Below are 21,860 nucleotides of genomic sequence, written 5' to 3' on the forward strand. Positions count from 1 at the left end.
CCGCCCTCAGGCGTAGTGATCAAATTCGCTGAGCGCAATTCGCACCTCCCTGGCGAAATCGACCAGCGACGCGGTGAAGGCGGCGAGCGACACCATAAAGAGGATTGCGACACCGCGTTCATGCTGAATCGCGAAGAGGGCGGTTGCGAAAGCTACGATCACGAGAACCGTGATGATAATGCTGCTGACCGTAGCCCAGAAGATGGCCCTGTTCAGCATCGCGGTGCGTCGCATCAGCCGCGGGAGATCGGCCTTAAGCCGAACTTTGTCCACGTCACCGTCGGAAATCGCGTTCAGGACAATGGTCCTGTCGATGACTCGATTTAGCCGCGCAATCAAAATAGCGATAAAGGCTGCAAGTGCGCCCAAAAGGAAGGCGGGCGCCGCCGATTGCGAGATGACGTGCGAGAGCTGACTGATGGAGGGTGTATCTGGGTACATCGGATCCGCAGCGTGAGATTAAGGCACAAGGAAAGCCGGCCGCGCCACCTCGCGATGATACACATCGTCGGATTTGGCGACTATGCAAAATCCGCTCCAAGGCATCACAGCTGAGCCCGGTGCCTCGGGCCGCAATTGCGCGCCGTGGAATGAAATGCAAAAGTGTCGGACTATCGCTAAACGTGTATATCATTGGCTAACGCTTACATCAGCTTCTGTCCATGATGCTTGTCGCGGAAGGGAGCACTGGCCCGCTGAAATGGCATAACTTGTGCCGGATCGCCACCAGTTCGGTTACATTTGGTTGCTTCCGCCCTTCGGCGAACTTGTCCCGTGGCAACATAAGCAAACGGCGCGAAGATCGTGGCATTGCGATTATTCCTGAGCACACTTGCACTCTTGCTGGCGACCACCGGTGCGGCGTTTTCCGAGCCCAAGCGCGTATTGCTTCTGCATTCCTTCACCCGCGATTTTGATGCATCGAATGCGATCGCAAAATCCATTCGCGAAGAACTGACGAAACGATCGGCCAATCCGATCGATTTCTCCGAACTGTCGCTGGTCACTGCGCGCTATGCCGATAGTGAGGAGCAGCCGTTTGTTGAATACTTGCGGGCTCTCTTCTCCAAGCGCCGATTGGACCTCGTGATTACCACCGGAGCTCCCGCAGCGGATTTCATCCGGAGGCACAGGCAAGAGTTGTTCACCACCGTGCCGGCGCTGTTTAGCGCCCTTGAACGCCGTAGAGTTGCGCCCGAACACCTGTCCGGTCGTGATGCCGCCGTGGCGATACATAATGTCTATCCGAGAATTATAGAGAACATCCTGGAGGTACTCCCCAAAACCACCAATGTGACGATGATCCTCGGCAATTCGCCTATCGAGAGATTCTGGACAGAGCAGTTGAAGGTTGAATTTCAGCCTTTTGAAAAGCGTGTTGCCTTTACCTGGACCAACGACATGTCGCTTGAAGATATGCTCAAGCACATATCGGCGCTTCCACCCGAGTCGACCATCTTTTTTGGGCTGATGTCGATTGATGCCGTAGGAGTTTCGCATGAGGAGAGCGAGGTGTTCGCGCGCGTCCGCGCCGCGGCCAACGCTCCCATTTTCAGCTATATCGATTTGTATTTTGGCCAAGGCCTGGTCGGCGGACCACTTTCCCGAGTTGGCGATATCGGTGAGCTGACAGCCGGTGTGGCTCTGGGCATGCTTGACGGCCGGGCGCCAACCGGGGACAGGCTCTCATCAACTGAATTCGGTGCGCCGAAGTTCGATTGGCGAGAACTTCAGCGCTGGAACATCAGCGAAAGCAGGCTGCCGCGGGGCAGCGAAGTCTATTTTCGCGAGCCGGGGATGTGGGAGCGCCACCGCATCGAGGTCAGTGCCGGTATCGCTGCACTGTTGCTGCAAACCGGAATCATCTCATTGCTGCTTGTTGAGCGGCGGCGCCGGTCAACAGCCGAGGAGGAAGCAGGCAACCGGCGTCGCGAATTGATCCGTCTCAATCGGGTGACGACCGCGAACGTGCTGTCGTCCTCCATCGCACACGAGCTCAACCAGCCGCTTGGGGCGATCCTCAGCAACGCCGAAGCCGCGCAAATGCTGCTAGAGGCCAACCCGCCAGACCTCACCCAGATTGGTGAAATCCTCGGCGATATCGTCCGCGACGATCAGCGCGCCGGCGAAATCATTGTCGGTCTGCGCAATCTTCTCAACAACAAGGCAATTTCTGACCTGCAACCGTGCGATATGAACGACACGGTTCGAGACGTGGCCCGGATCATTAGCCCCGAAGCAACGAGGCGCGGCGTCGTTTTGCGCACGATGCTTGCACCTGAACCACTGCTGGTGCGATCAGACCCAATCCATTTACAGCAGGTGATGCTGAACCTTGTGATGAATGGCATGGACGCCATGGATGACGTGCCAAGCCGGCAGAATTTGACGATCAGAACCCGCAGGCGCGAGCATTCCGATGCTGTGGAGGTCGCGATATCAGACTCAGGAAACGGTATTCCCGAGAAAGACCTCGCGAATATTTTTGATGCGTTCGTCACCACCAAGCCACAGGGAACTGGCCTGGGATTGCCGATTGCCCGCACTATCGTCGAGAGCTACGGCGGTGAAATCTGGGCGGAGAACCGGCAACGGGGCGCGGTTTTCTCTTTCAGACTGCCTTTGGTAAAGGTCGCATAGGAGGCCGAGGCTCGCTTTCCTTATTCGGTTCTGGCGGAGCCTGTTTGTAGCCATGATCGAAACGGCATCGAAGCAAAGGACAAGACATGACTAGACCACTCTTTTCAATACTGCTGGCTGCCGCAGCTGTATTTTCTAGCGCTACGGTGAGGGCGCAACAGGCAACGGCGACGCGAGTTGCAGCCGAAACGGTAGCGGACGTACTTGCGGCGCAGATCCGTATCCAGGGATTTGCCTGTGACAAGCCGCTCGGTGCAAGGAAAAATACAAAGCGCTCGAGGCCGGATCACGACGTCTGGGTCCTCAGGTGCAGCAACGCAATCTACCGGATCAGTCGCGCCCCCGACATGGCTGCCAAGGTCGAACCCGTACAATGATCGATCCGCCCTTTCCCGAGACCGCGCAAACCATCTGTTGCCGCAAGGGTTTCCGCCGCCCGTGACGAGGAGCCAATCCTCCCCAGGCCTCGCCGCACAGTGAGCACTTGCTCGGCTGCTGCCGTCCGAATCTGCATAGGCAGCGAGCACTCCGGTCCGTATAGAAGGTCGATCGTATCCGCTCGTCAGGCCACCTCAAAGGACCGGGCAGGACCCCAGAAAGTGATCATCATGACCATGAATCGTTTTGGGAAATTGGCGTGCACGATCACGTTCGTGCTGTTTGGATCCACGCTCGCGTCTTCCCAACAACCGCCGCCGGGCGTGCAGGCAGGCATGCTGAGCTGCAATCTCGCGCCGAGCATCGGGCTGATCGTCGCCGAAAGCCAGCGGATGAGTTGCCGCTACACGCCAAACGGACCATATCCGCCGGAGAATTATAACGGTGTCATGAATACCGTTGGGCTCGAGCTTGGGGTCACCGCTGCCGGCGTCATGGCGTGGGGCGTGTTCGCGCCGAGCCAGGGGACGCCGATGGGGGCGCTTGCCGGCGAATATGTCGGCGCCAGCGGCGACATTTCACTGGGTGTCGGTGTCGGCGCCAACGTGCTTTTCGGCGGGTCAAACCGCACGATTGCGCTGCAGCCGCTGTCCGTTGAAGGGCAGGCGGGTGTCAACGTTTCGCTCGGAGTGTCGGGCCTGACGCTGGCATTCGCGCCGTGACGCCGTGAGCGGTCTCGCCATCAACTCTTGGCCGCGCTGGCTCCGGATATTGATTGTCGGCGCAGCCACGGCCGCGACAATTGGCGGCGGATGGTTCGTCTATCGCTATTTCGCAAAGCCTGTCGTGCTTACGGTGGCCGCCGGGTCGGCCGATGGCGACGCGCTGGCGCTGATTTCGGCGATATCGGCACGTCTGGCGACGTCGAATTCCCATGTCCGATTGAAGGTCAGCGATAGCGGCTCGTCGGCGAAGGCCGCTGAGATGTTGGCCGCACACAAGGTGGACCTCGCCATTGTTCGCGGCGACACAAGCGGCCTTGCAGATGCAAGGAGCGTACTGCTCCTGACCCATGGCGTGGTTTTGATCATGGCTCCGTCGGCTGCGAGCGCCGATAGTCTGGGCGATCTCCGCAATACCACGATCGGCGTCGTCGGCGGGGCGATCAACCAGCCGGCAGTGGAGGCGCTGAAGCAGGTGTATCAATTCGACCGCGCCAAGGTCACCTTTCAGGATGTCGCCATCAGTGACGCCGCGGGGGCGCTGGCGTCGGGCAAAGTTCACGCTTTGCTGGTCGTTGTTCCCCTGACGGAAAAATACCTCGCCAAAGTCAGGCAATTCTTTCAGCAGGAACGCGTCAAAGGGGCGGCGCCAAAGCTGATCGAAATCGAGTCGGCCGGCGCGGTTGTCAACGTCGCGCAGTATTACGAAAGCTATGATATTCCAAAGGGCACCTTACGCGGCGCGCCGCCGGTTCCCTCCGATGACCTGACGTCGCTGCGGGTTTCCTATTTTCTCGTCGCCAATAAATCAGTCAACGCCGACGCCATTACCGATCTCACGCAGTCGCTGGTCGACGCCAAACGGGACCTGCTGTCACAATTTCCGATTCTGGCGCAGGCGGCGGCGCCGAGCACGGATACCGATGCCCTGATTCCGATCCATCCGGGGGCTGCGACTTATTACAACGGCAATCAACAGAGCTTTCTCGATAAATACGATGACAAGCTGTATTACGGCTCCTTGCTGTTGGGTTCACTGATCTCCGTCCTCGTGGCAGCCTGGCGTTTTGCCCGGTCCGACAGCGGATCCGAGAGCAAGCTGCAGCCGCTCTACGAACTGGGCAACGACATCCGGAACGCCAGGAGCGAAGCCGAGTTGGACGAAATCGAGAAACGGATTGACCATATCCTCAAGGCCGAACTGGCCAGGAATGCCGGCGGCGAGGGCGCGGACAGCTTCGAGATGGCAGCGCTCGGTCTTGCCGCACACAGGCTCCAATATTTGATGAGCCATTGCAGGAGCCGTCTCGCCAGTGGGCCTGCAAACCAGGCAGGCCATTAGCGCGCTGACGGCTGATCATTGCGCCGGCGCGCGCCGGCTGTGCACGGGCAGCTACCGCGTTTGCTACTTGGTCATCATGCATGGAGCGTTAAGACCGTTTTTCTTCGCTTCCCGCCGCCACGGCCACAACACACCACACCGCCAGCGCCGCATGGGCCAGCACCACCGGCCACAACGCGATGCCGAACATGCCCTGGTTGGCCCACGCCAGAACCAGGATTGCGACGACAGCTGCATTGTAGAGCAGCATGGCCACGATCAATCCTCGCGCGGCACCGCCGGCCGCGTTTTCCCGCGCAAGCCAGCACGCAACACCGAGCGCGAGTATCGCCGCGCCGGCTACGCGGCTGGCCGTGACGCCGGCAGCCGTGCCGGGCGCCGCGCCCAGCAGTAATTCCACCAGCAAGGAGGGGGCCGTCACCAGCACCAGGCCGGTCGCCGCCTCGACCGCGCCCATTGCTGAAAGGAGCGGCCGAGGGGTCCCGCTCATTTCCGCGCCTTCGATGCGGGCTGTTTGGCGGCTGGTTGTTCGATCGGATCGGGCTCCGGCGCCGCCGTGGGTCCGAGTTCGGCCTTGGCTTGCGCCGGGTCCTTGAGCTCCGGCTCGAGTTTGAACGTCAGCTTGTCGATTTTGCCGGTGAACTTGAACGGCGGGTCGTAGCGATATTCCAACATCGCCACGCCGCTGCGGGTGTCCATGCCGACGTCGAAGCTTTCGTCCTCGGGGAAGGTAACCGACATGGAGTGCTCCATGGATTTCCGCGCCACCTCCTTGCCGTCCACCGAGAGAACGCCGGTTCCTCCCTTGCCCAGGCCTGGACCATCGAGCGCAAGCGCTTCGGCTTTCCCGACAAGATCGGTATGAGTTCTGGTTGGCGATATCGCGGGCTTTTTTGCCGTAGCGGTGACCTGGTGATGGACGGTCATTTGGATGCCCCGTGAGCTCGGCAGGATGGCTCGATTGGGCGCAACACATCACGAGGAGCGGTGGAGCGATATTGTCCTTTGGGGAAGACCTGGAGTTGTGCTCACCGCACTATGCCGGGGGCGAGGGCGGTGCCGTCAATCCGAGACGTTCGGCAATGGATACAGCCTCCGCGAACGACTGAACCTGCAGCTTCTGCATGACCATGTGGCGGTGGGCCTTGATCGTGCGTTCAGAAGTGCCCAACGAATGGGCGATCTGCTTGTTGAGCTTTCCGCGCACCATTTGCAAAAAGACTTCGGCTTCGCGCGGCGTAAGCGAGGCGATCAGTGCCCTGAAAGTGTTGAGCTGGTCGCGGCTCTCCCAAATTTTTGCGTACCGGGCCATCGCAGCTTCGATTGCCTGCAGCAGCGTTTTCCGGGACACGGGTTTAGCCAGGAAATCGTCAGCGCCGGCCTTGATGGCGCGTACGCTGGTTGGAATATCGCCGTGGCCGGTCATGAAGATAATCGGCCAGTCGTGGGCTAATTTTGTGAGTTCTTCCTGCAACTGCAATCCGGTAAACGATGGCATCTCCACGTCGAGCAGCAGGCAGCCTGGCCTGGCATCGGCAACGGCCCGCAGGAAGCCGGCCGCAGAGTCATACTCGGCTACATCATAGCCCGACACCTTGAGCAGGCGAGAAACCGCACTGCGAAACGAAGCGTCGTCATCCACGATGTGAATCGCAGGCGCACCCGTCATTCCAATACTTGTTCTTCACTTTTTCGCAGGGCACATCTCGCATCCGCGAGAAGCCCGCTGCATTTTGGGAAAATCAGGTGTCGTGAGAATAGCGGGGGCGTGCACGAACGGCAATGCGAACCGTCAGGCGCAGCCACCCATTGCGACGTACATTTTGTGCCAACGCACTCGCGCATTGTGGCGTTTTGTCGCAGGCTTGACGCAGGCTAGAGATAGGCGGTGTAGGAGCTGATCCAGACCAGAATGGAAGCAAGCAGTCCGATCACGCCGGCATTTTGGCGCACCGAAATTCTCCTACCGCTTCATGGTTTTCTTAAATTTTGAACGCTGCCGGTTTTTGCATAGCCGATGCGCTGCTGCCTTTTCATAGTCGCGTCCAGGCGTGGCCCATTCGAGAGGTGGTCACCGCATTCGCAACGGGAGAGGGAAACATGAAACCTGCAAGACTGGTTCGGTTCGCGGCACTGCTCGTCGTGACGGCGGCATTCGCTTCCGAAGCGTCGCTCGCTCAGACACCCGCGGCGCCGTCCGCCATGAAGACGATCGGCACACCGTCCGGGCAGGCCAGGCCCGAGATCGTGCCGTCGCTGTTCGTGCTCAACTCGCGCGGCGCAACGTTGCAGGGGGACACGCTGACCCTGACCGGGGTGACGCCGAATTCGATTATCTTTGCCGATCGTCCGGTGCGGGCGGCGGGCCACCAGCCGACCGCCGACGTGATTGCGGAGTGGGGATCCGGCGACGACAGCTTTGTCAAGAATCCACCGAATGCAACCCTCTCGGTGCTCGGCAAGGACGGGTCCGTGAAGGATGCCGTCGTGGTGCTGAAGAACCCGAAACTCGAAGGCGACAAGCTGACGTTCAACGTGCAGACCCTCGAAGGCGACCTGGCCGGCGCCGACGGCGCGGCCGCGCTCTTCATCGACATCATCGGCCGGCCGTTCACACCGCTGTCGTTTGCCGGCGTGGCCCGCCGTTCGGCGTTTAGAGGCGCCATGTATGCCGGCGCCGTAGGTGCGGCCGCTTATGGAGCGGCTGCCTATGCGGCGCCCTATGGCTACCCGTATGCCCGGCCGGCCTGCGGCTACTACCCGTATCCGCCTTGCTATTGAACAAGAACCCGAAGGCCGGGAGGCAGGGCTTTGCGGCTCGGTAATTCGCTAGCAGCCGGCGCTTCAGGCGCCGGCTCCTCCGCTGGAGAAAAGCAATGTCCAGGTTCGCTATCACCGCAATGCTTCTGTTCGCGACGGCGATCTCCGAGGCGCGTGCCCAGGTGGATATCAGCAGCTACGCCGACGCCAATGGTTTCATCAACGTTCAGAAGCTGACCTGTGCCCAGTTGGCGGGGACCTGGCAGGGCGACGCCGACCGGCTGACTGCCTGGTACAGCGGCTGGTACAACGGGCTTGCCCGCAAGCATTACATGGACGTGAGCAAGAGCAAGGAAGCCGAGCACGAAGTGATCGTCTACTGCAAGGCCAATCCGGAACAGCTCATCATCGAGGCGATCGCCGTCGTGTTCAAGGATATGCGGGCGAAGCTCGGAATTGAAATGAAGCCATGACGTGGCTCAAGCCGCAATGACGAACTGACGGAGCTGCCTACTCGCAAAAACCTCATGATCGAGGACCGTCGCCCAAGGAAAATTTCAGCTGGCCTATCCGGATGGGCAATCGCGTGCGCACTATAATTGTCATCGACGACAATCCCAGCATGCTGCAAGGGCTCAGCCGGCTTTTGTCGGCGCACGGCTTTCGTGTGCAGACTTTCACGTCGGCGGAGTCCTTTCTGGAGGATGCCACCCGCCTAAGTGCGGATTGCTTGCTCCTCGACATTCATCTCGGCGGGATTTCAGGGATCGAGTTGCAGCGTCAACTGACTTCGTTCGGCACCGACCTTCCGGTGATCTTCATGACCGCGATCGACACTGACGCGGCCCGGCAGGAGGCGTTTGATGCCGGATGTATCGCCTACCTCAGGAAACCGTTCCTGTCGAAATTGCTGATTGATGCGATCAATCGGGTAACTGGTAGAGGCGAGTAATGTTCGAATAATTCCGTGGCGCGGTACAAAATAGATAGCTCGCAGACAATTTTCTCGAGCAAATCCATGTGGTGGCTGACCTGAAGCAAATCCGGATGGGCAATCGCGTGCGCACTATAATTGTCATCGACGACAATCGCAGCATGCTGCAAGGGCTCACCCGGCTTTTGTCGGCGCACGGCTTTCGTGTGCAGACTTTCACGTCGGCGGAGTCCTTTCTGGAGGATTCCACCAGCCTAAGTGCGGATTGCCTGCTCCGTGACATTCATCTCAGCGGGATTTCAGGGATCGAGTTGCAGCATTGAGGCGTGAACCTGCCGGCCGCCAGTTCAGACAAAGGAACGATAGCCCAGGCACCCGGTTGAGGGTCCAGACAACTTCCGGAAAAGGGAGATTCTTCATGAAAACAGTTGCCATCGTGTTGGCTACGGTCACCGTCGCAATTGGCGGCCTTGCATCGCCCGCGCATGCATATGGTCCCGACTACGGCTATTGGGGTGGATACGCGTTCGGCTACTATCGTGATTACGCCCCCGTGGCGACCTACGACGGATATGCGCCGGCGTCCCACGTTGCATACACGACCTACAAGGACCCGCCGGTTTATCTGGGTACTCGCGAACACACGGTTGCTCATCCCGCCAATTACGGCGGTCCCACGGGGCGCCGCCATCGGAATTGGTAACAGACCTCGATCAAGCCCGCCCCGCAAAAGCGGGCTTGATCGTTGGTATATTTTCTATGCGATGCGCGCGGCAGACGGCTGCTAGAGCAGCAGCGGCGGTCGGGACGCAGGTCGAATTGGTCGTCCTGCAACGCATCCGCAGGAGCGGGTTTTCTCATGAGAGGCGGCCAACTGACGCGGCCTTAGCCTATAAAACTATGGCGTATTTGACGCAGCATCGCGAGTGCAACGTCCGTGTACCGTCCGTCGGACAAATACTGGTCTATCTGACTTGCAAAGGTCAGCGCCAGTGCGGCTATGGTGACACCTCTGAGCATGACGACCCGATCGTGCGCCGCTGCCGTTAAATGTTGGTTACCAGCACTCGAGAAACAGAACGGGCCCCGTCGGCTCAGATAGCGGCTGAATATCGGCGCCGCGATGGCCGCACCCCGTTGTTCCTCCCGGAAACGATCAAAGCAGCCGTTCATTTCCGGGTATCTCCGTCGAACTTGGGAAATGGTTTCGTCGGGCCCGGCCGTCTGTTTCGTCGGCAGCGCGGCACCAAGCGGCTTCACGGGATCGAGAGCCGCGGATTTTGACCGGCCCTAGGGTAGGACTGACGGGCGCGCCACAGCGTGGATAGGCTGCCACAAAGCACGATGTGCTGAAGCGAACGTTGCTAGATCAGCGACATCGCCTCGACGATGCGAATAATGCCGAAGGTGAGAACTTGGCAGGCGACCAGGAAAATGGCGAAATCGAGCCACATCTCGTCCTCCGCGGACCGGTTGCACGCCAGGAGGTTGGGAGATTCTGGTTTACAAAAGGTTAAAGCGACGTCCCGCATGCCCGAGCGACTTTGCGGACTTCACACAAAAAAGGCACAGGTCCTCTCGATCAGCCAAAACGCCGCCACCGTGCCGATCGCGTACGCCGCGATGACGTCGAGCCGATTGACTGCTCGCTCAATCAGGGCAGGTTTGAGGCGAAGCGCCATTGCGGTGCGAAACAGGCCGCCCGCCGTTAGGGCCGCAGCCACGAAAGCCAACTGCCCAATCTCCACGCCGAGGTTGAAAAACAGCAGCGCAACGGGGATCGCATGTTGAGGTAATCCTACCTCGGCCAGCGCTCCGGCGAAGCCAAACCCGTGTAAAAGCCCAAAGCTGAAGGCAACCAGCCAAGCTCGACGAACTCGACGAGAGCGGCCGTCAATTCATCAACGGCTATATGCAGGCCCTGCTCGGTCAGCGGGGGCTGCGATGAGGAGAATCAAAAGAAGGCGCGGGCAAATTTCAAAGACGAAATGAGACGGCGGACCGATTTGATCGCGGCCGACTGCGGCGTACCGGAAGCGGAAATCGCAAAGGTGAGAGGACGGCTCAAGCACTATGATTTGCTGTGCTTCGCGAAAAAGTACCGTATCAGCCTCGACTGGCTGATCTGCGGCGACCTGAAGGGGCTTGTCCGAACGATCGTCGCGAGGCGAACATGAAGCGGCGGCGAAGGTCTTACCGGAAGCGCAACCGGCAGTGGATCGCGGCTCACGCCAGACGAAGGCGGTGATGACGACAAGGGCGCGGGGCTTCGGTCCCGCGCTCACACCGTCGGTAACGGCCTCAAGCCCGCCGCTTCAATCCGGCGGGCTTTGCCCTGGCGCGATATCCATTGAGTCGGGTGATCGACGGTGACGCGCGCTATGCTCGGTCATTACTTTCACCGCCTCATTTTCGTCGGCGCAAAGCAATGCTTTCCCGATCGGCAAACACTAGCCACTGATGAAGGCCAATTTCCCTGATGACGTACTCGGTCATTTCGAGCGTCCGGCAGCGAGTGAACCGCATCTTACGCCAGCAACGTTGCCGGTTCATTAACCAGAATCCTGCAGCAGCGGTAACGAGGAGAGAGGGCGCGAATGATCGCCCGGCGCTCGCAGCGCTGGCTAGCCATGCGCTGGCGCCGCGGCCGGCACATGACACCCTGCAAATTTCGGACTCACCAGCGGCCTTCCCAGAGTCGTGGAGGGGGCTATCTGGCGGTGGCGAGGCTTCGGTCCCGCGCCCTAAAGAGGCCGTCGCCAATTTCTATGCTGGCGCCCGCACCACACTTTGGCGGAGGAAATTAAGATGCGAGATATAATCGAAGACAGAAGAGTCCTGAGGATGCAATTCGAGGCCTTCGCACACTATGCGGGACATGAGAGCGGAAAGCCCGAATCCGCATATTGTTTCGATGCATTGGCGGCCAGCGTCGACGACGTCTCGTCCGAATTGTTGGAGACTTATGTCGGACTGTTTCAGAAAACCGAACACCGGAAAATCGGCAGCGCCTTGAGGCAATCGATCCAACAGGGATTGTGGTCGCCCAAAAACGCGACCGAATACATGCAGCGATTCATTGCGTTTGCATCTGGAACAGGGGCGTCCTCCTGAGGCATGCGATAACGGCGTTGATCGCTTGACGCCTTCGGGGCCGATTCCGCACACGTAACTGCAGATTAACTGATCGGCCTCAGTATGCCTCAGTATGAAGTCGACCTTCTGGAGGTCACTGGTATTGCGTAAGGGCCGTCGTTGGGAATTCCGCGACGGCTTTTTCGTGACGAGGCCAAGATGGATTATCAGGCATTCACGAACGATAGCCTCACCCTGATGTACGAGGCCGCGCGCGGCGCGCTGGCGTCCGACGATGCGCAGGAAAAGCAGGGCGAGGATCCAAGGTTCCGCGTTCGCGATACGCCGGATTGGAAGAAGCACGCCGCCGACCTCGAGGCCGAGATGCTCAGGCGCGGGATGCCTTTCAGCGTCATCGAGTGGCACGAGGGCCAGGAGAAACTACCGTTCGGATGAACTGGCGTCGCGGGAAAACCGGCGTTTCGGGCGGCGGGGCAGCCGGACCCGAGTCTGGACCCAAAGCCAAACTAACCAGAGTGAACCTGTTGGACTGAGTGGAATGGCGCACCGCGTTGCTCTGAAATTCCTACGGAAAGACCTTGGGCGCCACTGCCAATAACACGCCGCCCGTCGGCGAGGGATTTGCCAACACAACGCCCACACAATCGTTTCAATCTCCGAGACGATCGCATCGAAGTAATTGATTTATTGGTGAGCGCGGAGGGACTCGAACCCTCGACCCCATGATTAAAAGGCTGGCGACAAGTCAGCAAAATCAATTCGCATTCCGACATTTTCCCCGTTCGTTCCGGCGCTGACCGGAAAGGACTTTTTCGTGCTGTCGGAATGCAAAACGAGGGATAAAGCCCCTCAAATGCGGGCGCGCCGCAATCCCATTTACGCATCTGATATCCGCCAACTCGGCGGTGTCGTCAGCGTGCACCCCAGCCGCGACAGGTGTGGCGGAGACCCCGTCTTCCGCGTCAGTCACATCTCGGGCGGCGGCGACGTTCAATTCCTATCGCTGCCTGTGATGTTGGAGGATCACGCCGCTGCGGCGGCTAGGGTGCTGGCAGAGTTTGTGGGCGCCAGGGGGGTGACGATTGCCACCACCTAAAAAGAAAAACCGCGCGGGCGGCAACCCGGCGGTTCTCCAAATTTCCAAAGATGCGCTAGCAACGCCGTTATCTCATGCCACGGAACGCGAAGCGCTTCAAGCGCGCCGGTTGGCGTCGCGCTTTTTTCTGTCCACCAGCGTCGCCGCGACGATCGCCAGATTGCATTTCGGCGAGGTGGCGGCGTGAGCAACGTTGTCAGCATGCCACCGCCAGAGTGGACGAACGGCCTGATGAGGTTCGGTAGCGGTGCGCCGCAAGGAACGCTCGCCAATGGCTGCCATGCCCTCCGAAGCTCGCCAGAACTGAAATCGATGCTGGCCTACGACGTCTTCGCGATGAAGACGATGGCGGTGGCCGCGCCGCCCTGGGACCCTCTGCATTTCCAACAACGGCCATGGGGCCCGCATGACGATCTGCTTGCCACTGAGCATCTTCAGCGGCTTGGCATTCCGATCAAGCCGCAAACTGCTGCGCAGGCTGTTGAGGTCGTCGCGCGCGAGCAATCATATCACCCGGTGCTGGACTATCTCGACGGCAATAAATGGGACGGCAAGCCGCGCCTGGACGACTGGCTCACAAAGTACATAGGCGCAAACGAAACGCCGTACACCCAAAGCATCGGCCGTTCCGCGCTGATCGGCGCGGTTGCGCGCGTTCGTAACCCGGGGTGCAAGGTCGACACTGTCCCGATAATCGAGGGCAAGCAGGGTCTCGGCAAATCATCGGCTGCGCGGATCCTTTTCGACCCGTGGTTCTCCGATGAATTGGCGGACCTTGGCGGAAAAGACGCTGCAATGCAGACCCAGGGCGCTTGGCTGATCGAGATATCCGAACTCGACGCCATGACCCGTAGCGAAGTTTCGCGAATCAAGGCCTTTATCAGCCGCGCCACCGATCGCTTTCGGCCGCCTTATGGGGCGCGCGTTATCGAAAGCCCGCGCTCCTGCGTGTTCTGGGGCACTACCAACAGCGAAACCTACCTGAAGGATGAAACGGGCGGCCGGCGCTTCTGGCCGATCAAGGCCGGCCGCATCGACGTTGACGGCCTATCTAGTGCACGGGATCAGCTTTGGGCGGAGGCGGACCATCTATATCGCGCCGGTGCTGCCTGGTGGCTCGTCAACCCGGAGGCCCAGCGCATCGCCGATGGCGAGCAAATAGCCCGTTACCAGGGCGACCCTTGGGACGATGCGATCGGCGAGTACCTGAAGACCGTCACCGATGTCTCCGTTGCCGAGATACTTCGCGACGTTCTGCACATCGAGATCGGCCGCCAAACCCCAGCCGACATGATTCGGGCGGGGCGAGTGCTAACGGCGCGCGGGCTGCTCCGCACACAGGTGCGCACCGGTGACAAGCGTGCATGGCGCTATCGGAAGGCGTCGGAATGAACTCAATCCGGACACAAAGAGCGAACGTCACCAGTGATCGAGTGGTGACAAGCCTGGTGGTGGTGACATCAGAAGCCGTTGCGGCACAGCACTTGTCACCAGTGTCACCACTGTCACTAGTTTTAATTCTAGTAATACACGCGCGGGATAAGGGTTTGGGACCCACCGGTGTCACTAGTGACAGTGGTGACACTGGTGACAAACGTGCAGGGCATGGCGGTTTCCGCCCAATCCAGGCCAGCACCACCGACCGCGTCGTTCGGGACGCTGTGCTAATCGCCCTCATTTTTTGTTCTCGGGACATGGCGGTTTCTTCCCGCCAACCGACCAGGGCGTGGACCGGACGGGTTCAGAATCTTCCACTTTTGCAAATTAACGTTCTCGTTGGTCAATCAAAGCCCCCGCCGGCCAAGGGGATTCTGGCTGGCGCCGGTAAGGAGCAGGAACCGGGCGGTTCGGTCCGTTCGCACCGAAACCGAAAATCAGGGTCGACCCATCGCATTCAGGTCGCCCGGAGTTCGGCAACCTCTTGGAATATCGGTGTTCTTGATTTCTCGGAATTCAAGATCCCCATCGTGCCGGCGCAGCACCACGGGGATGCCGGTTTCTGTTTTTCCGGGAGCAAAAGGGAACGGAACCGCACAGGTTCTCATCCAGATAATTTTTCCCGTCAGGGGAATTTAAGATGTCCTTTTTTAGCAAATCAAAGGGACGAAAAAGACGAGTAACCCGCAATTCACGGGCACTTTTGACGAATATCAAATCAAAGAGAAAGGCGAAAAACTAATGACGAAATCAAAGGGTGTGGGTAGGGGCGGCGTTCGGCCTGGTGCCGGCCGGCGGCCTAGGGTTTCAACGGTCGATTGGGACGCGGTAGGGCGCGCCTACTACACCGGCAACGAAGACATCGAGGCGATCTGCAACAAGTTCGACGTCGGATACGGCGATCTGCTTGCGCACGCCGCCGCCAACCATTGGATGCTACGCAGGCCGACGCGATCTCATCCGGACGACCTCGGAAGTCTGGCCAGCGCCCTCGCAGTTGCGATGTGGAGCGTCGACCATACACCAGATCGCTCCAGGCGCTTTGTGGCAGCCATGGTTGCTCTCAATGAGGATGTAATCGATATCGCCGAGGCGCTGAACATTCCCGTTGAGGTCCTGCAAAGAGAGTTCAAGAAAGAATTGGGCGTGCGCTGGTAAAATGTCCGAAGCCGTCGCCCTCATTCGAGCCGCTACCGATCCGCACCGCCTCGCGAGCCGCAATAACTGATGTCCCTGGCGCTCGACCATCTCCGGCGCGACCTCGCCCCCATCGTGCGCGCGATTATCGCGGACGTGGGACGGCGGATGACTCCGGCTGTGGTCGAGGCGCGCGCTTTCGAGCGGCTTGCCAAGATCGTCCGCGGTGGTGATGAACTTCCCGCCGAGCGTTATCGGCGTGAGAACGCGGGCGCGATAGCTGAGATGGAGCAGCTTGGCAACTCTCGCGACGCCGCGATGATAGTTGCTAGGCGCCGGTCGGATAACCCGCACACGCAAGAAATGTTAGCGCAACGCTTTCGTGGGTTGCGCCGAAAAAAGAAACGAATCGAATTCGTTTGAAGGCAGTTCATGGCGCTATGACCAGAGCATGGCAACCAAACAAACCAACGGGCCTATCGCCCATCACCCGACGACCGTCGCCGAAATTAGGCAAACAAGGTTGGCGCTTTACGAGCGTTCACGCGCCCTTCAGGACGAGGGCGCCGCGAGCTGGAAGGCGATGCAGGCCGGCGCGCCACCATCGCGACCGTTGAGCGACCACGATCGCCGCGTCAACGCCCACATTCAACAACTGATGAACGGGTCAACGCCGTCGCATCTGCTGGTGCCGGCTGTATCGCGTGATGAGCAAATCCGGGCCGAGCTCGACGCCATCGCCTACGTGGACCGCGAACTTGGCAGGCAGTTGGAAGATGCCCAACACCACGAAACGGAGCAATGGGTTGTCGATCATGCCACCGAGTGGCGGGCGCTCTGCCGTGAAATCGTGCTCGCCGGGGTGAGGTTGGAGGCGCTCGAAGAGCGCGCGCGCGACACCCTCAAGCCAATAGATGGCCGGTGGGTAAAGGGGCTCGCCATGGGCAGCACCATCGGTTCCGGACTGTCGCTCCTCGGAATTGGCGATCCGCTGCAGGAACTGCGAACAGGTGCTCTGAAAGAGGGCATCGTCACCAACAGCGAACTCAAGAAAGCTCAAAATGTTACCTAAATCGAATCGCGTGCGCGCATTTACTGGTCCGGATGCCGAGCAGAAGGCGGAGCGTGTCGGCTATTGGGCCAAAGCAGTCATGGGGCAGGACGCTGCCCGCCTCTGGTGCATCGATCATGGCATCGGCCTGACGAAGGCGACCAGTGGAACGACCAACTCCGTCGGCGGCTTTCTGGCGCCGCAGGATTTCGACAACGCCATCATCAATGTACGCGAGACAATGGGAGCGTTCCGTCAGGGTGCAGAGGTCCGGCCAACGCGCTCTGACGGGCAAGTTCGCCCGCGCCGTATTGGTGGCTTGACCGCGAACTTCGTGACAGAGGGCGCGGCCATCCCAGAATCACAACTCCAACTCGATGCCGTCGAGAGTGCTCAAAAAAAGTTTGCCATCATGGGGCGCGCCTCTTCCGAGTTATTTGAGGACAGCGCGGCCGATCTCGGCGAATTTATCACCTCGGAAATTGGGTACGCCTTTGCGGCCAAGGAGGACGATGGAGGGTTCAACGGCGACGGCACTTCGGCCTTCGTTGGAATGAGCGGGCTTTCCACCAAGCTCGTCGGCCTAAAATCATCGGTCGCGGCAGCGGCCGGTCACAACACCTTCCTAACCATCGACAATACCGACATCACGAATTTGATGGCAGGGGTTCTCGCGGCGGCAATCCCCGGGGCAGCCTGGTACGTCTCTGCGACCGGCTATGCACAAACCCTTTGCCGGCTTGCGGGCGTTTCCGGCGGCTTGGTCGCGACGCAGCGATCAGACGGCACAATCAGCGCCAACTATCTCGGCTTTCCCGTGCGCTTCAGCGGAAAACTTCAGGACGTGCCTACCACTTTGACAGGCAAGGCAATGTTGTTCTTCGGCAACTTGGCCATGTCCAGCGTTTTGGTCGAGCGGCAGCAACAGACGATTATCGCAATTAGCCGCGATCGGGCCTTGGACACCGACCAGGTCTTGGTTCGCGGTGTTCAGCGTTGTGACATTATCAATCACAGCGTTGGCGACGCGAGCACGCGCGGGCCGGTCGCGATGCTGGTGGGGACAGCGTAAAATGGCAAGACACAAGCTTATTCCACTCAAAAGCAGCGATCCGCTAGCGACACGCTTGAAGCCCGGCGCGGTTGTTCAAATGAGCGATGGCTGGCGAGGCCGTGTCCATCACGACGACGGCGAAGTCGTGTCCCTGATCCGAGATGGCGAGAAAATGAACGCGTCGTTCAAAGGGCATCGAGGGTTATTGCGACGCTCGATCAAAATGGGAGGCATTCCGATGGTCAGCCGAAGTCAAGTTGTCGATCTTCGCGCGCGAAAGGTGATGGGTTGCACGGTGACAGTTATCGATCGCGCCCGCCTTGAGTCCGAGTGGAACAGTGCGCCAGGGTATAATTGAGTTTGCGTCGTTCATCGCGCGCAAGCCGGCCAGTCGTCAGGTGCCGGCAATTAACAGACGACAGTCGGCGGCGGATTCCTACCGCGTGGCCGAGATTCGGAAGCTGGGAAGACACCAATGCGGGGCGGGGGCAATAACCCGGCCCGCACCTTCCAACGAAAGAGGCGACAATGACGTCATTGGAAACTAACCCATGCAGATCCTGACTCCGTCCGGTTACAAGAGTCCAATAGACCTAGCAAGCGGCGACGATGTTTGCGCGTTCGACGTGACGAACGGCGCGCAGATCATCAACCACGTCGAGAACATCGATTACGCCGATTACGCCGCGTGGTGCAGTTGGTGGTCGGCCACTGAGGGCGATGTTCCGCCGTTCACATGGTATCGCATTAACGACAGTTATGTCCTGTTCAGAGAACAGAGCATCTGGCGCAACGGCACCAATGTCTGTCATGCTAAAAATCTCGTGGTCGGTGACGAAATTTATGACGACACTGACCGACCTCTCCAGATCACCAGCGTAGAACCGTTCGAGGACATTTCGCTTGTCTGGTATCGGTTCGATATTTCCGGCGACCATTCGTACATCGTCGATGGCTTGACCGTTCACAATGCGAACCGCAACTGGGTTGGCGGTACCGGCACTTGGGACAGTTCGACAACAACACATTGGGCCGCAAGTTCTGGCGGTGCTGGCGGTCAGTCTGTTCCCGGCGCCGGAGACGCCGTTGGGATCGACGGCAATTCTGGCGGTGGTACGGTCACGCTCAATTTCGGTGGGACCATCACGATCCAGTCCATTGCCATGGGTTCATTTACCGGGACGTTCGACAACAGCGTCAACAACAATAATATTTCGATGTCATCTACCAGCAGCGCATTTAGTGGGTCGGGAACAGCGACTAGAACGTACAAACTGGGTACCGCTACCTACACCGTTACGGGTAACGGCGGCGTGTTCTCCATTCAAACTGGCAGCAACCTCACGTTCACGGGGAATACAGGTAGCACCATCTCGTTCACTGGAACGGGCGGCAGTCAGATCACCACCAGCGGCCAAACGCTCGGAACGGTAAATTTCGGGGCTACGGCCGCGGGCGGTGTCCGCACGATCACCCAGACCAATACCTTCACTAGCATCACGATGACGGCGCCGCTTTGGCTGGAAATTCAGGGCGGCGAGACGCAGACGATCAACACAGTCGTAAACTGGGTGGGTAACTCTACGAACCAGATTACCCTCGTGCCATCCGCGACCAACGGCACCACAGCCATTGCGTTCGCTGCCGGTTCAACGATGCAGTGGTGCGCCCTCCGCGGTATTACCGCTACCGGCTCTCCTGCGGCCACAAACAGCTTCAATCTGCTAAATAACAGCGGGTTCGGTTCGCTCACCGCCCCGTCAGGTGGCGGCGGTGGCTACGTCATCGGGTGTTAGCGATGTGCAATATGATTTTCTGAAATCGATTGTCGAGGCCTCCCTACAAATGGGGGGGGCCTTTTCTTTCTCAGCACGTCATCAAGGCCTTCAACTTTCAGGCCATAACGTGAGCGCCGTCTGACCGTCCTTCGCCAGTATTCATTTTTTTGTTTTCTCCAGTTTCCGTATCTTGGCGGCGTATTCGGCACCGGTATCGGCGTCAACAAGCTTCAGGACCATGCGATAGTCGCCGATGGCCGACGCAGCATCACCCTTTCTCTCGTAGGCTGTCCCGCGCCTTATGTACGAAAAGGGGTCCTTCGGATCATTGGAAATCGTAGCGGTGAATTCGACGATAGCTGCATCGAACTCTCCACGGTCAAGCGCTGCCCTTCCCCTCTCATAGGCCGAAGGCGGCACGTCCGCCGTGTCTACTACGGTGGGATCATTAGCAGCCGGCGCACGCTCTCTTTGTTCGCGTAGCTGGACGAAGGCCCGCTCTCGATCGGCCTCGTTTTCCGATGTTAGCAAGGGAAAAATTGCGGCGTAAGCGTCCTCATCGATACTAACCACGCCGATCTCCGGCACGTCCAATAATACAGGGATTCCTATTGTTGCAAGCGCGGGCAATGCAAGCAATCCGCCGTGCAACCGCACATGATGCACTGCTGGGCGCCATACGGGCGAAGTGCGGAGAACAGTGAGAGGGCGACTATGCTGTATCGAGGAGGGAACATGAATGACGCTGCTGGTGGCGCGGTGATATGTAACACTGGGCGCGCGCGACTGAACGGGTTGTCGATAAACCGGGCCCGCTCTGTAAACAGGGGCGCGATAGGCCGGGACGGATCGATAGACCGGAGCCGGCCGTACACCACTACTGTGTGAGTAGCTATGTCCGGAATAGCCTCCACGAGCGACGGCAGCCGACGGCAACGCGATGGTCAAGAGGATGACGGCAACTATTCCCTGACGGCGCATCAGTACCCTCAAATGATTAGATCAATAAAACTCGATTGTCCCGCAACCAGAGCGAGCACGCAAGGGGCCGCGACTTGGATGCGGCCATCTTGCGTTCGGGACAGCAGCCAAGTGTCAAGGTGACGCTGCAACATCCGGATATACATGCACGATATATTTTTGAAGAGGGTTCTGATCAGGAATGCCTAAAACATGCCATGCTACTTTATATGCTACTTGCCATTCTGCCGGTGATGATGGTCCCTCCATGTCACCGTCACCAACGAAATTGACCAATACGAGCCACGCCCGCTTCTTGTGCTTACGCAAAAAGTACAGATGGGCAAGGCGATTTGCTAACTGATAAAAGGCATCTGTCCACGGCGCGAGCGGCTTCGCTCGCATAAATTGCGCAGTCTCTTTAAGTGAGCTCGCGATCTTCTTTCGTGATGCCAGGCCGGCTTGCGTTGGCGAGGACAGCATTTCTTGGATGTGCGCTTTGGCTTCAACGAGCAGAACGTCACCGACATCTGATACTGCGAGTGCATCCCACTGGGGACCTCGATTCGGCCAAAACCGCGATAATTCATTCGCTAGATTTGTTGCCTCGATCTTTTCCAAGAAAGATCCGTCGCGGTATTCCGCAAAGTCGTCAGCCGCAAGCGGCGATCTCCATGAGATTTCGGAAGCGTTTTTCAGCGACTGTAGAATTGCTTTGTCAATTAAACGTGGCGCTGGCTGGTTTATAGCCGTTTGTATCCACTTTAAACTTCCTCTGGTGCCTTTGACTTGAACCGAGCGGGACATTTGGGGCTGCTCCAATTGTGAGACCAGCGACGGGGGTGTTCAGCCGAACCATCAAAGTCGTCGCGTCCCAGGTCGCGGGTGTTAATGGCGATTAGTTTGCCAAAGGCTGCACAACGGTTAGGGATTGTGAGGTAGCACAAACGAACGCATAGGTTCCGGCCTGTCCCGCCGCGAAGATGTCGACCTCGACGCGGACGGGGGGTACTTCTTGCTTCCAATTGGTCGGAATTGGCAGGACTCTCGTGCGGGTTTGCTTGATTTCTAGGCCGGGAATGTGTGGCAGCCTTTCCGCGGCCTTCAGCGTGCAGGCCCTTCTCGCGTCTGGGAACGTTTCAGGAGGCGGCGCCGAGGCTTCTCGCACCGTTGTCGTTTGAGGTGAGGGCGTTGGGGTCGGCTGAGGTGTCAATCCGGCTTGCTGGGCAGCGGGCGTTGCCGTCCGTCGTTCGGAAGTCCGCATAGGTCCAGCAACGATGAAAATAATTAAAGCGACGACGAAGCCAAACACCGACCATGCCACCACGGGATTATTCATTATGAATGCCCCAAAAGGGAGCATCTTTCCGCAACCATGGCGGGCGCGCAAGGGCTGCTCTATCTGCGTTGCGGTTTTCCCGCTATGGTCATCTTTATGGGGGCGGGCTAACGATCGGCGGACGGGCTCGTTGGAC

The 21,860-nt window shown here is 59.0% G+C and carries 25 protein-coding genes and 2 pseudogenes; 19 read left to right on the plus strand and 8 right to left on the minus strand.

The window, feature by feature from the left end; all coding sequences use genetic code 11:
* Positions 1–6 precede the first annotated feature (6 nt).
* Positions 7–441: a DUF2721 domain-containing protein gene (locus FFI89_RS17220; protein WP_138838536.1), complete on the minus strand. Its 435-nt coding sequence runs from the start codon at positions 439–441 to the stop codon at positions 7–9.
* Positions 442–840: 399 nt separating this feature from the next.
* Here FFI89_RS17220 and FFI89_RS17225 point away from each other — a divergent pair, with 399 nt between their 5' ends.
* The 3 genes from FFI89_RS17225 (at position 841) to FFI89_RS17240 (ending at position 5,082) form a co-directional block, all read left to right on the plus strand.
* Positions 841–2,640 carry a HAMP domain-containing sensor histidine kinase gene (locus tag FFI89_RS17225; RefSeq protein ID WP_138838537.1) on the plus strand — a complete coding sequence of 600 codons (1,800 nt, stop codon included), beginning with the start codon at positions 841–843 and terminating at the stop codon, positions 2,638–2,640.
* Positions 2,641–3,248: 608 nt separating this feature from the next.
* Entirely contained in the window at positions 3,249–3,740 is a 492-nt protein-coding gene (locus tag FFI89_RS17235) for a DUF992 domain-containing protein (RefSeq protein ID WP_246669177.1), read from the plus strand.
* A gap of 133 nt (positions 3,741–3,873) precedes the next feature.
* The gene (locus FFI89_RS17240) at positions 3,874–5,082 is read left to right on the plus strand and encodes a TAXI family TRAP transporter solute-binding subunit (RefSeq protein ID WP_371722517.1); all 1,209 of its coding nucleotides are present in this window, start codon (positions 3,874–3,876) and stop codon (positions 5,080–5,082) included.
* Between the two features lie 88 nt (positions 5,083–5,170).
* On the opposite strand, the gene FFI89_RS17245 is transcribed toward FFI89_RS17240, so the two are convergent.
* The 3 genes and pseudogenes from FFI89_RS17245 to FFI89_RS17255 all read right to left on the minus strand — a co-directional run bounded on the left by FFI89_RS17245 (position 5,171) and on the right by FFI89_RS17255 (position 6,751).
* Positions 5,171–5,572 (minus strand): hypothetical protein, encoded by a 402-nt coding sequence (locus tag FFI89_RS17245; RefSeq protein ID WP_138838543.1) that lies wholly within the window; start codon positions 5,570–5,572, stop codon positions 5,171–5,173.
* A pseudogene (locus FFI89_RS17250) lies at positions 5,569–5,907 on the minus strand (arylsulfatase); the annotation flags it as partial. The gene FFI89_RS17245 and the pseudogene FFI89_RS17250, both read right to left, overlap by 4 nt.
* Before the next feature lie 211 nt (positions 5,908–6,118).
* Entirely contained in the window at positions 6,119–6,751 is a 633-nt protein-coding gene (locus FFI89_RS17255; RefSeq protein WP_138838545.1) for a response regulator transcription factor, read from the minus strand.
* Between the two features lie 431 nt (positions 6,752–7,182).
* Here FFI89_RS17255 and FFI89_RS17260 point away from each other — a divergent pair, with 431 nt between their 5' ends.
* The 5 genes from FFI89_RS17260 to FFI89_RS17280 all read left to right on the plus strand — a co-directional run bounded on the left by FFI89_RS17260 (position 7,183) and on the right by FFI89_RS17280 (position 9,479).
* Positions 7,183–7,863: a hypothetical protein gene (locus FFI89_RS17260; protein WP_371721271.1), complete on the plus strand. Its 681-nt coding sequence runs from the start codon at positions 7,183–7,185 to the stop codon at positions 7,861–7,863.
* 95 nt (positions 7,864–7,958) lie between these two features.
* Positions 7,959–8,315, plus strand: coding sequence for an HdeA/HdeB family chaperone (locus tag FFI89_RS17265; protein WP_138838547.1), 357 nt, complete (start codon positions 7,959–7,961; stop codon positions 8,313–8,315).
* A gap of 101 nt (positions 8,316–8,416) precedes the next feature.
* The gene (locus FFI89_RS17270; protein ID WP_138838549.1) at positions 8,417–8,794 is read left to right on the plus strand and encodes a response regulator transcription factor; all 378 of its coding nucleotides are present in this window, start codon (positions 8,417–8,419) and stop codon (positions 8,792–8,794) included.
* A 71-nt stretch (positions 8,795–8,865) separates the two neighbouring features.
* A complete protein-coding gene (locus FFI89_RS17275; RefSeq protein ID WP_246669180.1) occupies positions 8,866–9,099 on the plus strand; it encodes a response regulator in 234 nt (77 codons plus the stop codon).
* Between the two features lie 95 nt (positions 9,100–9,194).
* A complete protein-coding gene (locus FFI89_RS17280; RefSeq protein WP_138838551.1) occupies positions 9,195–9,479 on the plus strand; it encodes a hypothetical protein in 285 nt (94 codons plus the stop codon).
* Between the two features lie 182 nt (positions 9,480–9,661).
* Here the strand turns inward: FFI89_RS17280 and FFI89_RS17285 are convergent, their stop codons facing one another.
* On the minus strand, positions 9,662–10,036 hold the full coding sequence (locus FFI89_RS17285; RefSeq protein ID WP_138838553.1) for a hypothetical protein: 375 nt from the start codon (positions 10,034–10,036) through the stop codon (positions 9,662–9,664).
* Between the two features lie 293 nt (positions 10,037–10,329).
* Positions 10,330–10,650: pseudogene (locus FFI89_RS17290) on the minus strand (HupE/UreJ family protein); the annotation flags it as partial.
* A gap of 132 nt (positions 10,651–10,782) precedes the next feature.
* Between FFI89_RS17290 and FFI89_RS34370 the strand changes: the two are divergent.
* The 11 genes from FFI89_RS34370 to FFI89_RS17340 all read left to right on the plus strand — a co-directional run bounded on the left by FFI89_RS34370 (position 10,783) and on the right by FFI89_RS17340 (position 19,443).
* Positions 10,783–10,953, plus strand: a complete 171-nt coding sequence (locus FFI89_RS34370; RefSeq protein WP_168212917.1) for a hypothetical protein — start codon at positions 10,783–10,785, stop codon at positions 10,951–10,953.
* A 667-nt stretch (positions 10,954–11,620) separates the two neighbouring features.
* Entirely contained in the window at positions 11,621–11,890 is a 270-nt protein-coding gene (locus FFI89_RS17295; protein ID WP_138838555.1) for a hypothetical protein, read from the plus strand.
* A gap of 180 nt (positions 11,891–12,070) precedes the next feature.
* Positions 12,071–12,307, plus strand: coding sequence for a hypothetical protein (locus FFI89_RS17300; protein ID WP_138838557.1), 237 nt, complete (start codon positions 12,071–12,073; stop codon positions 12,305–12,307).
* 647 nt (positions 12,308–12,954) lie between these two features.
* Positions 12,955–13,155, plus strand: a complete 201-nt coding sequence (locus FFI89_RS17305) for a hypothetical protein (protein ID WP_138838559.1) — start codon at positions 12,955–12,957, stop codon at positions 13,153–13,155.
* Positions 13,152–14,360, plus strand: coding sequence for a virulence-associated E family protein (locus FFI89_RS17310; protein ID WP_138838561.1), 1,209 nt, complete (start codon positions 13,152–13,154; stop codon positions 14,358–14,360). The genes FFI89_RS17305 and FFI89_RS17310 overlap by 4 nt, the downstream gene beginning before the upstream one ends.
* Before the next feature lie 786 nt (positions 14,361–15,146).
* Positions 15,147–15,563 (plus strand): hypothetical protein, encoded by a 417-nt coding sequence (locus FFI89_RS17315; RefSeq protein ID WP_138838563.1) that lies wholly within the window; start codon positions 15,147–15,149, stop codon positions 15,561–15,563.
* 69 nt (positions 15,564–15,632) lie between these two features.
* Complete coding sequence (locus tag FFI89_RS17320) at positions 15,633–15,965, plus strand: hypothetical protein (RefSeq protein WP_138838565.1); 333 nt, start codon at positions 15,633–15,635, stop codon at positions 15,963–15,965.
* Between the two features lie 28 nt (positions 15,966–15,993).
* Positions 15,994–16,614, plus strand: a complete 621-nt coding sequence (locus FFI89_RS17325) for a hypothetical protein (protein WP_138838567.1) — start codon at positions 15,994–15,996, stop codon at positions 16,612–16,614.
* Positions 16,604–17,665: a phage major capsid protein gene (locus FFI89_RS17330; protein WP_138838569.1), complete on the plus strand. Its 1,062-nt coding sequence runs from the start codon at positions 16,604–16,606 to the stop codon at positions 17,663–17,665. The genes FFI89_RS17325 and FFI89_RS17330 overlap by 11 nt, the downstream gene beginning before the upstream one ends.
* A gap of 1 nt (position 17,666) precedes the next feature.
* Positions 17,667–18,005: a hypothetical protein gene (locus FFI89_RS17335; RefSeq protein WP_138838571.1), complete on the plus strand. Its 339-nt coding sequence runs from the start codon at positions 17,667–17,669 to the stop codon at positions 18,003–18,005.
* A gap of 193 nt (positions 18,006–18,198) precedes the next feature.
* On the plus strand, positions 18,199–19,443 hold the full coding sequence (locus FFI89_RS17340; RefSeq protein WP_138838573.1) for a hypothetical protein: 1,245 nt from the start codon (positions 18,199–18,201) through the stop codon (positions 19,441–19,443).
* 141 nt (positions 19,444–19,584) lie between these two features.
* Here FFI89_RS17340 and FFI89_RS17345 read toward each other — a convergent pair whose 3' ends face one another.
* Together FFI89_RS17345 and FFI89_RS17350 are read right to left on the minus strand one after the other, a co-directional pair.
* Positions 19,585–20,055, minus strand: coding sequence for a hypothetical protein (locus FFI89_RS17345; protein WP_138838575.1), 471 nt, complete (start codon positions 20,053–20,055; stop codon positions 19,585–19,587).
* A gap of 465 nt (positions 20,056–20,520) precedes the next feature.
* The gene (locus FFI89_RS17350) at positions 20,521–21,192 is read right to left on the minus strand and encodes a hypothetical protein (protein WP_138838577.1); all 672 of its coding nucleotides are present in this window, start codon (positions 21,190–21,192) and stop codon (positions 20,521–20,523) included.
* Positions 21,193–21,860: the final 668 nt, after the last annotated feature.

This window comes from Bradyrhizobium sp. KBS0727, from assembly GCF_005937885.2.
Taxonomy (GTDB): domain Bacteria; phylum Pseudomonadota; class Alphaproteobacteria; order Rhizobiales; family Xanthobacteraceae; genus Bradyrhizobium.

Excerpts from the sequence above, each read along its gene's own strand:
- FFI89_RS17220 (WP_138838536.1), bottom strand. The coding sequence starts at position 441 with ATGTACCCAGATACACCCTCCATCAGTCAGCTCTCGCACGTCATCTCG.
- FFI89_RS17235 (WP_246669177.1), top strand. The coding sequence starts at position 3,249 with ATGACCATGAATCGTTTTGGGAAATTGGCGTGCACGATCACGTTCGTG.
- FFI89_RS17245 (WP_138838543.1), bottom strand. The coding sequence starts at position 5,572 with ATGAGCGGGACCCCTCGGCCGCTCCTTTCAGCAATGGGCGCGGTCGAG.
- FFI89_RS17255 (WP_138838545.1), bottom strand. The coding sequence starts at position 6,751 with ATGACGGGTGCGCCTGCGATTCACATCGTGGATGACGACGCTTCGTTT.
- FFI89_RS17260 (WP_371721271.1), top strand. The coding sequence starts at position 7,183 with ATGAAACCTGCAAGACTGGTTCGGTTCGCGGCACTGCTCGTCGTGACG.
- FFI89_RS17265 (WP_138838547.1), top strand. The coding sequence starts at position 7,959 with ATGTCCAGGTTCGCTATCACCGCAATGCTTCTGTTCGCGACGGCGATC.
- FFI89_RS17270 (WP_138838549.1), top strand. The coding sequence starts at position 8,417 with ATGGGCAATCGCGTGCGCACTATAATTGTCATCGACGACAATCCCAGC.
- FFI89_RS17280 (WP_138838551.1), top strand. The coding sequence starts at position 9,195 with ATGAAAACAGTTGCCATCGTGTTGGCTACGGTCACCGTCGCAATTGGC.
- FFI89_RS17295 (WP_138838555.1), top strand. The coding sequence starts at position 11,621 with ATGCAATTCGAGGCCTTCGCACACTATGCGGGACATGAGAGCGGAAAG.
- FFI89_RS17300 (WP_138838557.1), top strand. The coding sequence starts at position 12,071 with ATGGATTATCAGGCATTCACGAACGATAGCCTCACCCTGATGTACGAG.
- FFI89_RS17315 (WP_138838563.1), top strand. The coding sequence starts at position 15,147 with ATGACGAAATCAAAGGGTGTGGGTAGGGGCGGCGTTCGGCCTGGTGCC.
- FFI89_RS17320 (WP_138838565.1), top strand. The coding sequence starts at position 15,633 with ATGTCCCTGGCGCTCGACCATCTCCGGCGCGACCTCGCCCCCATCGTG.
- FFI89_RS17325 (WP_138838567.1), top strand. The coding sequence starts at position 15,994 with ATGGCAACCAAACAAACCAACGGGCCTATCGCCCATCACCCGACGACC.
- FFI89_RS17330 (WP_138838569.1), top strand. The coding sequence starts at position 16,604 with ATGTTACCTAAATCGAATCGCGTGCGCGCATTTACTGGTCCGGATGCC.
- FFI89_RS17335 (WP_138838571.1), top strand. The coding sequence starts at position 17,667 with ATGGCAAGACACAAGCTTATTCCACTCAAAAGCAGCGATCCGCTAGCG.
- FFI89_RS17340 (WP_138838573.1), top strand. The coding sequence starts at position 18,199 with ATGCAGATCCTGACTCCGTCCGGTTACAAGAGTCCAATAGACCTAGCA.
- FFI89_RS17350 (WP_138838577.1), bottom strand. The coding sequence starts at position 21,192 with ATGTCCCGCTCGGTTCAAGTCAAAGGCACCAGAGGAAGTTTAAAGTGG.